Source organism: Paenibacillus sp. MT86 (assembly GCF_058792535.1).
Map to the genome: position 1 here is coordinate 6,066,064 of NZ_CM179499.1, position 12,661 is coordinate 6,078,724.

The 12,661-nt window shown below is 53.9% G+C and carries 15 protein-coding genes; 5 read left to right on the forward strand and 10 right to left on the reverse strand.

Features of this window, described 5'->3' with window-relative positions; genetic code table 11:
- Positions 1 to 26: 26 nt before the first annotated feature.
- From AC3RCL_RS27705 to uptA, 3 genes are read right to left on the reverse strand one after another with little or no spacing between them, the layout of a single operon-like run.
- Entirely contained in the window at positions 27 to 665 is a 639-nt protein-coding gene (locus AC3RCL_RS27705; RefSeq protein ID WP_015737464.1) for an MBL fold metallo-hydrolase, read from the reverse strand.
- 2 nt (positions 666 to 667) lie between these two features.
- Complete coding sequence (locus tag AC3RCL_RS27710; RefSeq protein WP_492533179.1) at positions 668 to 1,234, reverse strand: thioredoxin family protein; 567 nt, start codon at positions 1,232 to 1,234, stop codon at positions 668 to 670.
- Between the two features lie 3 nt (positions 1,235 to 1,237).
- On the reverse strand, positions 1,238 to 1,849 hold the full coding sequence (gene uptA / locus AC3RCL_RS27715) for an undecaprenyl phosphate transporter UptA (RefSeq protein WP_009594089.1): 612 nt from the start codon (positions 1,847 to 1,849) through the stop codon (positions 1,238 to 1,240).
- A gap of 163 nt (positions 1,850 to 2,012) precedes the next feature.
- Between uptA and AC3RCL_RS27720 the strand changes: the two genes are divergently transcribed.
- Positions 2,013 to 2,327, forward strand: a complete 315-nt coding sequence (locus AC3RCL_RS27720) for a hypothetical protein (protein ID WP_015737466.1) — start codon at positions 2,013 to 2,015, stop codon at positions 2,325 to 2,327.
- 241 nt (positions 2,328 to 2,568) lie between these two features.
- Here AC3RCL_RS27720 and AC3RCL_RS27725 read toward each other — a convergent pair whose 3' ends face one another.
- The 5 genes from AC3RCL_RS27725 to yyaC all read right to left on the reverse strand — a co-directional run bounded on the left by AC3RCL_RS27725 (position 2,569) and on the right by yyaC (position 8,781).
- The gene (locus AC3RCL_RS27725) at positions 2,569 to 4,728 is read right to left on the reverse strand and encodes an O-antigen ligase family protein (protein ID WP_492533182.1); all 2,160 of its coding nucleotides are present in this window, start codon (positions 4,726 to 4,728) and stop codon (positions 2,569 to 2,571) included.
- Positions 4,729 to 5,092: 364 nt separating this feature from the next.
- Positions 5,093 to 6,274 (reverse strand): class I SAM-dependent methyltransferase, encoded by a 1,182-nt coding sequence (locus AC3RCL_RS27730; protein ID WP_251501848.1) that lies wholly within the window; start codon positions 6,272 to 6,274, stop codon positions 5,093 to 5,095.
- A gap of 37 nt (positions 6,275 to 6,311) precedes the next feature.
- On the reverse strand, positions 6,312 to 7,004 hold the full coding sequence (locus AC3RCL_RS27735) for a DUF6483 family protein (protein ID WP_145040939.1): 693 nt from the start codon (positions 7,002 to 7,004) through the stop codon (positions 6,312 to 6,314).
- 339 nt (positions 7,005 to 7,343) lie between these two features.
- On the reverse strand, positions 7,344 to 8,135 hold the full coding sequence (locus AC3RCL_RS27740) for an alpha/beta fold hydrolase (RefSeq protein WP_492533185.1): 792 nt from the start codon (positions 8,133 to 8,135) through the stop codon (positions 7,344 to 7,346).
- 106 nt (positions 8,136 to 8,241) lie between these two features.
- A complete protein-coding gene (gene yyaC, locus AC3RCL_RS27745; RefSeq protein ID WP_456288452.1) occupies positions 8,242 to 8,781 on the reverse strand; it encodes a spore protease YyaC in 540 nt (179 codons plus the stop codon).
- A gap of 176 nt (positions 8,782 to 8,957) precedes the next feature.
- On the opposite strand from yyaC, the gene AC3RCL_RS27750 reads away from it, so the two are divergent.
- Complete coding sequence (locus AC3RCL_RS27750) at positions 8,958 to 9,185, forward strand: DUF1128 domain-containing protein (protein ID WP_015737472.1); 228 nt, start codon at positions 8,958 to 8,960, stop codon at positions 9,183 to 9,185.
- 106 nt (positions 9,186 to 9,291) lie between these two features.
- Here the strand turns inward: AC3RCL_RS27750 and AC3RCL_RS27755 are convergent, their stop codons facing one another.
- Positions 9,292 to 10,011, reverse strand: coding sequence for a pirin family protein (locus AC3RCL_RS27755; RefSeq protein ID WP_009594116.1), 720 nt, complete (start codon positions 10,009 to 10,011; stop codon positions 9,292 to 9,294).
- Positions 10,012 to 10,076: 65 nt separating this feature from the next.
- Positions 10,077 to 11,081 (reverse strand): asparaginase, encoded by a 1,005-nt coding sequence (locus AC3RCL_RS27760; RefSeq protein WP_492533188.1) that lies wholly within the window; start codon positions 11,079 to 11,081, stop codon positions 10,077 to 10,079.
- Positions 11,082 to 11,363: 282 nt separating this feature from the next.
- Between AC3RCL_RS27760 and AC3RCL_RS27765 the strand changes: the two genes are divergently transcribed.
- From AC3RCL_RS27765 to AC3RCL_RS27775, 3 genes are all read left to right on the forward strand, one after another.
- Positions 11,364 to 11,621: a GlsB/YeaQ/YmgE family stress response membrane protein gene (locus AC3RCL_RS27765; protein WP_015737475.1), complete on the forward strand. Its 258-nt coding sequence runs from the start codon at positions 11,364 to 11,366 to the stop codon at positions 11,619 to 11,621.
- A 48-nt stretch (positions 11,622 to 11,669) separates the two neighbouring features.
- On the forward strand, positions 11,670 to 12,080 hold the full coding sequence (locus AC3RCL_RS27770) for a YtxH domain-containing protein (RefSeq protein WP_009594054.1): 411 nt from the start codon (positions 11,670 to 11,672) through the stop codon (positions 12,078 to 12,080).
- A 134-nt stretch (positions 12,081 to 12,214) separates the two neighbouring features.
- Positions 12,215 to 12,646 (forward strand): DUF5665 domain-containing protein, encoded by a 432-nt coding sequence (locus tag AC3RCL_RS27775; RefSeq protein WP_036663874.1) that lies wholly within the window; start codon positions 12,215 to 12,217, stop codon positions 12,644 to 12,646.
- Positions 12,647 to 12,661 lie beyond the last annotated feature (15 nt).

Genomic DNA, 12,661 nt, shown 5'->3' on the forward strand with positions numbered 1-12,661 from the left:
TTTCCCGATTTATGTCGGATGTTATCCTACCTGCTCGCAGGAACATAAGGATTCCGCTGCTTTTCATAGCCAATGGTTGTCCGAGGCCCGTGGCCGGAGTACACAACGACCTCATCCGCAAACGTATACAGCGTGTTCTGAATGGAATCAACCAAATCGCGTTCACGGCCGCCCGGAAGATCCGTTCGCCCAACGCCTAGACGGAACAGCACATCGCCGGAAAACAGGTCATTTCCGCACTTGAAGCTCACGCTTCCCGGCGAATGGCCCGGTGTATGAAAGACCTTGAAGGTATGCCCGATCAGCTGCAGCTCCAGTCCATCGGCCAAATCGTACTCCGCCGGCTCGGTGGACAGCGGTCCGGTGACCTGAGGCCACATCAGCGAACCGTTAAGCTTTGGACTGGCCAGCCATTCGCTCTCCAAGGTGTGGAGATAGACAGGACAGTCCTTCAGCTTGCGGATCTCCTCGACGCCCCCCATATGGTCAAAATGCGCATGGGTCAGCAGGATCGCTTCAATCTCCAAATCCGCTATTCGCTTCACGAGCGGCCCCGGGTTCATGCCAGGATCGATAATGATCGCTTTGCCCTCTACAGGCCCTGTCAGTAAATATGCATTCGTCTGAAGCGGTCCTAAATTAAAGGTCTCAATATGAAGTGTCATGATTAAAACCCTGACATCAGTTCACGCAATTCCTTAATGATGGCAGCGTGAAACTCATGCCCTTCCCCGTAGGCTTGAATGATGCTTTGCCGCGTGACGGCAAGGTTGTCCTGATAGTCCGTTGCTTCACGATCCGGATTGTTCTGCTTGAACTCAATCATAAACTTCTGAACGTGCGCCGGACGCGGTCCCCATGTGCCCAGGACATGTCCCCCGGTATCCGAAATGATCACAACCGGAATGGAACGGGCGCCCATGGTCAGGAACTGATCCATGACGTCCAGATTCTCTTCCATAATCAGCACTTCCGTCTCAATCCCCGCGGTCTCCATCGCACGGAATACGACAGGGATATTGCGCGCAACATCGCCGCACCAATCCGCTGCCAGAATGAGGACCCGCAGATCATCCCTGAAATTGAGGCTTTCAAAAAACTCTTGATCCTCTTCATTCTCCCATTTAAACTGCTCGTAGCCTGCCTTGAACGTATCCTGGTTCTTCTGCATGCCGTCCATGAATTGCTGCGGAGATATGCCCGTACCCAAATGATTTGCCATATTCATACTCATTCGTTATTTCGACCTCGCCTTCGCTGATTTTATCCATTTTATCAAAAAATAAAGAATCATGACGGCTAATGCGCCCAGCAGAATTTCCCGAACGTAAGGCCCAGCCTTCTCGTCGATATGCTCCCACTGGTCGCCCAGAAGCAATCCGAGATATAAGAATAATGCCGTCCACGGAATAACCGCAAGGGTGGTCAACAGCGTAAACCTGCCCACATGCATTTTGGATATGCCCGCCGGGATGGAAATCGCATGTCTTACCACCGGTACAAACCGAGCCGTAAATATAACGCCGGTGCCATACTTGCCGAACCATTCCTCGGCATAGTCGATATGCTTCTTCTTAATCAGTATGTACTTCCCGTACTTCTCCAGAAAGGGTCTGCCCCCGTAACGGCCGATCCAATAAATGAATAATTGGGCGAGCACGCCGCCAACGGTACCAAAAATCATGGCACCGATAAAATGAACCTCACCCATGGAAACCAGATAACCGCCATAGGCGAGTACGATCTCGCTTGGGATGACCTCCACCATTAATCCGAGCATGATTCCGAAATAGCCCAGCTGCTGGATCCATTCAAACAGTCGGCCCACAGCCTCGTAAAAGAATTCCACGCTTGTCCCCCGCCTTCCTACTGCGTTGATTTCTAGTACTAGCCTATTCTAACACAGCCCGGGACATGCCTTCTACATGCCTTATAATGCGCCCAATTATGGGCGGTGCAGTGACTTTCGCCCGTTTCGGGACATATGGTGAAGCAAAGGAGTGAGTTAAAGCATGCATTCTCCCCATGCCAAACGACCGGGCAGCAAGCCCCCCTCCCCGCGCGGGATACGGCGGGCCTGCAGCAAAGAATTATACCGTACGACCAAGCGGCTCAAGCTGTACCTTCCTCCGGAAACCTTAAAGCAAGGAGAGGAATTGTATTATCGGAAGGTCATCGGAAACCTGATCTGGATTCACGAAAACTACAGCAACAAAAAACTGCTGTGCGACTGGTGGGAAAAAGACGTCTGCAGCGAGCTTGCCGAGCTCTGGCAGGTTCCGGAGCGCCAGCTGGCCTCCGCCTTTCGGGATGCCTTCGGGGGATGACATGGCCCCCCTCTTCCCCCTGTCACACCGTGAGAAATTACGACAAAAGGCTGCATTTGGATCGTCAACCGTAGATTGATAGGTCGGTCCATTCTACACCGTTCGTTCTAAGGCGAACCAGCAAAGCGTCGTCAACGCCATGCCGCCCTTCATGGTACCGCGTAATGTGGGGCAAGGTAAGTCGCCGCAATCGGTTGCGATTCGGCATGATTCGCCATAGGCTGTGCGGGGATAACGGATATCAGGGCTGCCTTGCGGCATGCTCCCGTTCTCCCCATGTCATCGTGTTATCGAAGCGGTTGGCCTGCCGAGCCGCAAGCACGGACAGATGAAAGCCACGGTCATTTCGAAAAGGATCAAGCTCATGAAGGGCAGCCGCAAGGAAGCGATAGCTCTTCAAGGTATCCCATCCGGCCCGGGCCGCCTCAACCGCTCCGGCGGAGTCTCCCGCCCTGCGGTGCCAGTCCGCAAGGGCGGCCAGCTTCAGCACGGCCCGGGTTTGCTTGACCGGATTGAAACGATCCAGTTCGATGCCCCTTTTGAACCATGCCGCCGCTTCCTCCGATTCGCCTCTTAGGGAATAACCTTCTGCCAGCTTCCAGCTTAAACCCGGGTGATTCGGCGCATGCACCATGCTTCGTTTCAGCAGCGGAATCTGCTCGCTTGGGGGAAGCCATGCCGAGAGCTTTATGGCCGCATCCGTATTGGCGGGGTTCCACTTTAACGAGGATCGGAGGAGCAGGATCTGCCGGCCTGGCGGCTCTGATACGGCCCATCGCTCTTGAAGCTCGCTGATGCCCAGCGCCGCGGCGAGAAAAGTCCAAGCCACGAGCGGGAGAATAGCCATAACCCTGAGCCGTCGCAGCAGGGAAGGGGCCCGCCCCCCTTCATAGCCGGCTTGCAGTTGATTCCATCGTTTGAACGGCCGGGTTAGCCGAGTTGCCATAGATCCATGCTGCGGCGCCTCATCGGGGGAACCCCCGGCCAAGCCCATTACCGTAAGCCACAATAGGAGCAGCCATACCAACCCGAAGCCCCAATCGAAATCCACGGACGCATGTCCGATCAGCACGAGGGCGGGGGGCATGAATCGGGAGCTTGCCGCGATGAGCCTCGCAACCATAAAGATAACCAAAATAAGGACAAGCAGCAGCCCAATGATTCCCGTATTCAACAGGATATCCATATATCCATTATGCACCTCGGCACCCACATAGGGCTGGGACTGAATGGCAAGGTAGGATTGCCGCCACGTCTCCCCTCCCCGTCCCAGCCACGGCGACGACCGGGCCAGCTGCCAGGCGTCGCTGTACATGAGGCGGCGCGCGCTGAGCGTTGCCGCGCCGCCCAGGGTCCGATCCTGCACCTGGAGCAGGATCACGACAACCGCTGCGGCTGCCAGCAAGGCTGCAGCTCCCAGTGCCCCGGGCGCGGCGTAACGCCGCCCGGGCCCCCCGCTGTGCCGCCAGCGGCACAGCAGCAGGCCGGCGAGGACGCCGCCGGCCCAAAGCCCGGCCAGCCACAGCAGGCCGGGCAGCACGGCTGGCGCCAGCTTGGCATCCGCCAGCTGGCGGTACAGCAGCGCCGCGCTCGCCACAGGCGCGGCGGCAGCCACCAGGAGCGGCGCCAAGGCACGCCGCTCCTTGGCGAAGCCGGCCGCGCACGCAAGAGCGGCCGCGAGCCAGGCGCCGCGCGACTCCGTCAGGAGCAGCGCGGCGGTATAGGGCGCAAGCGGCAGAAGCGCAGCCGCTGCGCGGAGCGTGCCCGTCCGGTTCCGCAGGACCGACGGCAGCGCGAACAGCCGCTCCAGCAAAAAGGCGGCCATCACCGCCCCGAACGTGTTCGGGTACTGAAGCAGGCCGCCAAGCCTCGCGCCGGTCGCGCTAATGTCCGCATCCGCCGTATGATAGATCCCATACGGCAGCTCCATAAGCCCGTATACGGCAAGCAAGGCGCTGCCGCACAGCACGGCGCCCAGCAGATGCCAGCCGGCATGCATGATGCGTAAGCCGGGGCCTGTACGGCACGCGCGCCAAGCAGCAATGGCAAAAGAACCATAGCTTCCCCACAGGATGATCTCCTTCATCGTGCCTTCCAGAGAGAGGGGGCGCCCTATCCCGTGAATGACGTAGATGAGAAGGATTGCGCAGATGCAGCCAAGAACCACCCGCAATTCTCTGTCCGAAGGAACCGCCTCCGGCAGTTTTCCCATGCCATGATTCTTCCGGCCTTGAACGGCACCGTGCCAAACGGCTCCCGTCATGAACAGCAGAAGCACGCCGAAACCTGCTCCGATCCAATATATATCCTCGTCAAAAAACATTCCGCTCCGGATACTGGCCGCAAGCCCCAGCCCGATCAGCATCATCCCGCAAACACGATGCAGGGTATTCGATGCCATTACACCACGCCCCGTTCAAGAAAGAATGCGTAACCCTTCTCCGTTTCATGTTCAGCCGCTCCCGCTCCTCCGCGTGCTGAACATGAAACCCGCCTAATAGCCATTGTGGACAAGGACGGTCGGCGTTATTCTTGATTCAATGTTGGCGATCACATCTGGTGCTGTAAGGGCCACACGATTCCCTGGATTAAGGCTTTGATTGCCATCGCAAGAAAAACTTCTATCGACGACGCACGTTCTTAGAAGAATGACCGCGTTTAGATGTTGATTTTGTTGCGATAACCGGAAGGCCGGCTCCGAAGTTCCTATTTTCCATTAAAAAAGCGATGAACGTGCGCGCTCGCACGTTCATCGCCAATCCGGTTCAACGCGATTCCATTTCCGTATTCGGGAGCAGGTCCTTGCAAGCCCGTTCAAGGTACGGCGAGGCGCTTAAAAAATCGCGAAACGCAGTATACTCCTGCCATAGTTTATTCCGGTCTCCGGCAGAACCGCTGACCGCACGGATCAAAATATTCTTGGGCGTATGTTCCATATCGATAAACTCCAGCAGCTGCGTCTTGTATCCCATCAGGTCGAGAAGCTTGGCCCGAATGGCGTCCGTGGCCAGCGCCGAGAAGCGTTCCTTCAGTATGCCGTGGGACAGCAGCGGCTCCATGACTGGGCTCTGGACTTGGGCGAACAGCTCGTGCTGGCAGCAAGGCACCGACAGAATTACCGAAGCCCCCCAGCGGACCGCTTTTTCCAGCGCCGCATCGGTTGCGGTGTCGCATGCATGCAGCGTGACCACCATATCCACCTGCTCCAGTTCGTCATAATCCGCAATGTCGCCGACAAGAAACCGCAATTGGGTATAATTCAGTTTTTTCGCCAGCATACTGCAGTGTTCGATGACATCCGCCTTGAGATCCAATCCGACAATATTCAGCTTTCTGCGCGCGGTTACCGCCAAATAGTGATACAAAGCGAAGGTCAGATAAGATTTGCCGCAGCCGAAATCGACGATCGTAAGCGGACGGTCCTCCGGCAGATGAGGGAGGACATCCTCCACCATCTCCAAGAAGCGGTTGATCTGTTTAAATTTATCGTATCTGCGGGCAAATACTTTGCCATCCTCACTCATGATGCCTAGCTCCACCAGAAACGGAACCGGCTCTCCCTCTTCAAGAATGTAGGTCTTTTTCCGGTTATGCGACAAATCCGTTTTGGTCTTCGAAGCGGATTTGGTCAGAATCGAAACCTTGTATTTCTTCGAAATCAGAACCTGATAGTCCGCTTCCGGCGTATAGATCATCGCTTGCCGGAATACATTTTCGAACATATCCAACAGTACGGCCTCCGCCTCATCCGCCGGCACATTCTGATGGGTGACCTTGGTTGCGGAATAATAAGCGAACTGATAGTGCAGCTTGTTCTTGAGCTCTACGGGCTTAACCGTTACTTTGCTGTAGGTCATGCCTTCCCGCTTGCGAAGCTGGCTTAGCGTAGCCGTAATCAATGATGCTTCTTCCATGATGTTATGAATCAATTTTCTTAATGCATCCAAAAGAGTACATCTCGCTTTCTTTTATGTTATAGACAGGTTAATCGAGGCCGGGAAACGATTTGTCTCCGTCCGCAACCGCATGCGGAAAACGGCGGTGGAGCTCGTCCATGCCTTCCTCGACTTCCTCCAGCGGAAGCCCGCCTTTTGCCAAATCCTCGGGCCGTTTCTGCTGCAATCTTTGATAGAACCTTACGCCTTCGTCATATTCGATCTTACGGCTATCCAGCAACTGGTACAGGGTATTCTCCGCTTCCGCGAACATCCCCTGCTGCTCCGTATACGCATAATAATCCAGCATCGCCGTTTCGGGCCACGCGTAAGCCCTTAAACGTTCTTTCAGCAGACCGATCCGTTCCGTCAACCCGATCAGTTTCGGATCCGCCCCTTGCAGGGCTGACTTCAAATATAACTGAAAGACCTTGGTATAGAGCATAACGGCTTCTTCTTCGCGCTCAAGCTCGAGCAGCAGCGATGCTTCCTCTTCCATCAGCCTTGCGGCACTCTGCAGCTTGTCCGCTTCCAGATAACCATGATTGCGAAAGAGCTGCTCGATATCGGCTGCGGACAAGGAGCGAAGCAGCCCTGAATTCAGCCGGAACTGCCGTTTAAAAAGCTCATCCAGCTCCCATAAAGCTTCGGTATGCTTGCGCTCCTGCTTGAGCGAAAACACTTTGGCTATCATCTGTGTCATATCCTCAATAAGCCGCACAAGATAATCCCTACGAAACATGCACTCGCCCCCAATCTGCATCCGTGCCGGATGCAGCAAATTGTTGACCTCATCTTTAACCTTCCGGCAATTCCCACTGCCGAGGACTTAGGACCGGCATGCCAGGCAGCTTCGGTGAATCCCCTGCAGGTGCATTCATGCAGGGTCTATTCCAATCCGGATCACGATTAAATTGTAGGCTATCCGGGACCAGAATTCCAGTAGCCGCCCTCCTGCCCGTTCACGCTTTGTTCAGGGCGGGGTCCGGAAACGATGGAGGGTCCACTGCAACTGCAGCCCGCAATGCAATAAACGGATACCCCGCAATAGGAGTATCCGTTTATTATAAACGATATGGATTTATTCTTGCTCCAGCCGTCCCATGAAAGAGGAAATGACTTCGCCGAGCTTCTCGGGCGTCTCCATCATACTCATATGACCCGCGCCCTCGATCACGATCCGGGTTACGTTGTCATGGTCTGTGGTAAAGGTGCGCTCCGCCGGAATCAAGCCGTCCTTCTCTCCTGCTACAAGCAGGATCGGCAGCGTGGATGCCGAGAGCACATCGCGCCGGTCCGGACGCTCGCGCATGGCCAGCGCCGCCCCTATCGCACCTTGCGGCGGCGTAAGGTAACCGATCTCCTTCGCCCGCTGAATGCATTCCGGCTTGGTTTCCTTCGTATCCGGAGCAAACAGGCCCGGCACCAATCCGTCAACAAAAGCCGTAATGCCCTCCCCTTGGATGGTGCTGACCGCTTTCACCCGTTTCTCCTTCGCTTCATCCGAATCCGGATAGCCCGTAGAATGGATCAGGCCAAAGCCGTTCAATCGAGAAGCGTAGCGCTGGGCGAAGGAGAGCACTATATATCCTCCGAGGGAATGACCGAGCAACGCCGCCTTCGGAATATCGAGCTCATCCATCAATAGCAGGACGTCGTCCGCCATTTGTTCGATGGTATACGATCCCATCGGTGCATCAGACCGCCCGTGACCCCGGAGATCCGGTACAATGACTCTGAAACCTTGAAGATATGGCAGTACCTGTTCCCAATAGGCGGAGCTTCCGCAGAAACCGTGAAGCAGAATGACCGGCTCACCTTGTCCCTGATCCACGTAGCAAATCGTGCTGCCGTTGCATTGTACTTTTTCCATAGCGATACCCTTCTTTCTATTCAGCGATGCCCTAGGATAGACACCCATTATTTTATAAAGAATGAACTATTATTAAACAAAAACAACCCCGGTTGAAACGCGTGTCTTACGGCCTAAGGCCAAAGGCCGCAGCGGCTTGCTTCGCTATCTGCTCCGCCATTCCCATGACCTGGTAAAGGGACGTCACTTGGAGGGTCCAATACGGCTTCGGTCCATGAACGTTCACGACCGCTGCCACGCTGTAGTCTCCCACTGCCGGCAACTTCCCGCCGACGGATTGGGCCGGCGCCAGCGGACCTTCGCTTGCAAAGAAATAACCGACGGAAGAGGATTGTCCCAAGCAAGCATCAATGGCAATAACCACCTGATCCTCGGGTATGCCTTGAAGCTTTGCCTCAAGATTGAAAGCATCACAGGGTTCGGGCAGCGTGCCGATCACCTGCGGAAAACCGTATTCCACAAGCCGGCTTCCAGTCAACGGACCGAGCGCGTCACCTGTAGAACGGTCGGTGCCAATACATAAAAACACGATGCTGCCCAGCGCATGGCGCTGCGAAATCCCCCGAAAAAAATCGGCCAGTTCATGGCCCGACATCTTGGCTTTGGCAGCATGCACGCTTGGCGTCTTGCCGGCTTGTTCGCTCATGACGGACCTCCTTGATTAAATGGTTCGATGATTCGCATCGCTGACGTGAAGCGTTTTTTCTGATTTTAACCTATCTTCCTCTCCGATGGCAAAAACATTGGTCGAGCCGCACGCTAACATGTTACAATACAGGGATGAAAATCGTAAATCCGCCTAAGAGAGGATGGTGTTATTCCATGGATTTGAGTGAAAAATCCCAAGCCAATGTCGAGTATATGATCGAACAGATTAAAACGAAGCTACGGATGGCTACAGGCGCTGCCATGCAGGCCTCTGCCTTCTCGGTTAACCAATATGACGATATTTATGATCTGTACGATATGGTCATGAATAAACAGAATCTTAGTATTTCGGAAGTGGAAGCCGTTGTATCCGAGCTTGGACAGCTCCGCGGAAACCAGTAGGACGGTATCTTCACGAACGTTGAGTGTATTCTTAAGAAGCGCTTTTGTCATCACAAAAGCCCCGGGTACTTGCGAATCTCGCAAGTCCCGGGGCTTTCTGTTTACGTTATGGCATATCGATAAGGACCATTTCCGAGCTTCCCTCACTGGAGTTCCCCCGGAAGGTCAGCTCATGACGACGCTGTATCCTTGCCGCATCGCCCGCCTTAATATCGAATACGCCGTCTTCCGATGATATTTCGACATCACCGCTTATGACGTATAGATGCATTCTACGATCCCCGGCCAGACTGTACGTCAGTTCTTGTCCGGTCTCCAGTATGCTGCTGTACATCACAACATCCAGCGACTGGGGCAGGCTCGACTCACCATTGCCTGAACCGATGATCGGAAGCATCTGGTTCAATTGCTGTTCTTTTGTGAAATTGCTTTGATGGTGACTGGTCTCAAGGCCCGGCTCCGCAGGGAGAAACCACATTTCCAGATAGCGTACGTCCTCCGAAGATGAGGCGTTCCTCTCGGCATGGTACACGCCGGAGCCTGTATTCACGACATGAATCGTACCGGGCGTAAGCTCCATGAGCTTCCCTGTATCATCCTCATACGTCAACGTGCCTTCCAGCACCAAATGCACAATCACCAAATCATGATGAAACCTGCGATCAAACCCCTCCATCGGTTGGAGCACGTATTCATTATGCGCCAGAAGGCTTCCAAAGTGCTCGTTATGCGGGTCTGTATAATCACCAAAAGAAAAGCTGAATTCGCTATGAATACCGTCTTCATGGGTAGTATGTCTTTCCGCTGCCGTCATGATCTTAATCATGGCCGGTCACCTCCGCCTTTTTTACTATTCAATACCCCGGCGGTTTCCGGTCTAATCAGTCGCCCTTAAGCGTGGAGCAGCTTAAATCCGGTTTCTACCCTGCCTACTCGAAGACCCTCATCATTATATAAATCCTTAGGATATGCAGCTTTCAGCCGTTCGATGGTCGCTTTGCTGCCGTAGCCGATCTGTTCCAATATGGACTCCGCGATCCAGCCCCATTCTTCCTCGGAGCCGTCCGAAATTTTGAAAGAGATGCCGAGCCGCTCCTTCTTAAGGCCGAAACAGTACACTCCCTTGAAGCCGCCCTTGGCCACAATATTAGGATCTTCCAGAAGAAGGGTATCCACTTTATGTTTACCCGCCACCATATAAGGCGCTGCATGCATGGCCTTCGTGATTCGAATGACTGCCTTTCGCGTCGGCTCGTCCTCTATAAGGTCCGGGCATGCAAGCTTCATGTAGGCTGTTGCCAAAGCGCGGAGCGGCATGGCGAATACCGGCAAGCCGCATCCATCGGTTCCCAGTTTAACATCGCCCGGAGCCAATCCAGCCAAATAGGCGACCGTCCGAAGGATCTCCTGCTGCAGCGGATGTTCCGGCTGATCGTATCCCGTCAGCGGATATCCCGCCATCTGGCAGTAGGCCAGCATGCCATAATGCTTGCCGGAGCAATTATGGTACCATTTACTTTTATCGCCGCCGCCTCGCAGAAGTGTTTCTTTGCTTCCTTCGTCCAGCGGCCAGCTGGATGCGCACACCATGTGAGTTTCGCTGATGCCCGCCTTGCGTGCAAACCGCTCCAATACTTCCACATGAGCCTGCTCCGCACGATGCGAGGCCGTCATGATCGCAATTTCCTCATCGGACAGTCCGTAATGATCGACCAGCCCGCCGCGAATGGAAGGAATCGCCTGCATCGGCTTGGCCGAAGAACGCGTAAATGCGACATAATCCGGATCTCCCGCATAAGCCTCGACCTTACCTTGTTCATTCACAATGCATATATGTCCATTGTGGACGCACTCCAATATGTCCGCCCGATATTCCTTCACCAATACAGTGTCCATGTTGAATAACTCCTTCTATATACCGTCTGTTACGTAATGATGCCTTGAGAAGCCTGTATGCTTGCATCTCCCCGAGATCACGCTTATTCGAGAATGATTGCGAATCTGTATTCAGTATAGTACAAAAAAGGGCAATTGACAGCAGGATACGTTCCATAGAGGACGGACATTTCATTTATCTCCCGTTTTGCACGTCTCCTGTTTCATGGTGTGGCCTTGCGTTTAATTACGAGATAAGCAAGCCCACTCGAAACACATTGCTCTGAAAAAGGAGGCGATCGTATGTGGGGAATCATCATCAGCATCGTGATGGCAATCATCATCGGGATAATCGGGGATGCGCTGGTTGGTCATGAAATGCCGGGCGGAATTATCGGTTCCATGATCGCAGGTTTCATAGGCGCATGGCTCGGACCGTGGCTCTTCGGAGCTTGGGGTCCTGTCATAGGCGGATTTGCCATTGTGCCCGCAATCATCGGTACGGCCATCTTTGTATTCCTGCTCGGTCTTGTTGCCAAGTTGTTTAGACGCACAGCCTGATCCTCGTGTTTATATTCATTTTTATATTAACTAAAAGGAGTGAAAGTTATGAATAACGCAGAACAAGAATATCCAGTACAAAGCGGTTCCACATTCTTCAAAGGTGCTTTTATCGGTGCCTTGGTCGGAGCGGCGGCAGCTCTGTTGTTCGCTCCAAAGCCAGGCCGCGAGCTTCGCGGGGATTTATCCGAGAAGCTGAGCATGGTGTCGGATAAAACCAAAGAAGTCGCTTATACCGTAGGCGATAAAGCTTCTGAACTGGCAAAAACGGTAGGAAGCAAAGCCTCCGATGTCATGGCCACCGTGAACGAAGGCCGCCAAAGCATTATGTCCAGCGTCAAGGAAGCATCGGCAGACGTGTCGAGCGAGGTTTCAAGTGCTTCCAAAGATGTGAAGGATAAAGCGATGGACACCTCTTCCGAAGTCAGCCGTGAAATGAAAACGACAACGAATTATTAATTCGTAGGGTCACGAATAGCCAGCTGACGCAGCTGGCTATTTTTGTGCCAGATCCGGCACGTTGTCTTATCCACATTGTATGGATTCCGAAGTGAAATGAAACGGCGCATCTGCCTGGAAAGCGGGGATATTTCATGAGTAAAGCAAACCCATATCATGGCGGCTCCGGCTTCTCAACCCGAAGCGGCAGTCGTTCGACACGAAACGAGGAACAACGAGTGCAATCCGAATCGTCCAGGGAAAGACACTCGAAAGAGGCGGATGAGGTGCAGGAGCATCCCTTTGAGCTTAGGCACGAAGTGAAGAAATTGAACACGCGACTGGACAAAATCGCCGCCACGCTGGAGAAGTCCGAAATGAAAGACATGATCGATAATTACATGAATCCCAAGAAACGCATCATTGCCAACCTCACTGCCGGCCTGGCCCGGGGGTTGGGCTTAACCCTTGGCACGGCTCTCGTGCTGGGTCTTCTGGGTTATATTCTCAGCTTCTTTGTCAATGTGCCGATGATAGGGGATTTCATCTCGAACCTGCAGGGATATATTGAACAATCCAAATCCTAATTCGTCTCTATTACC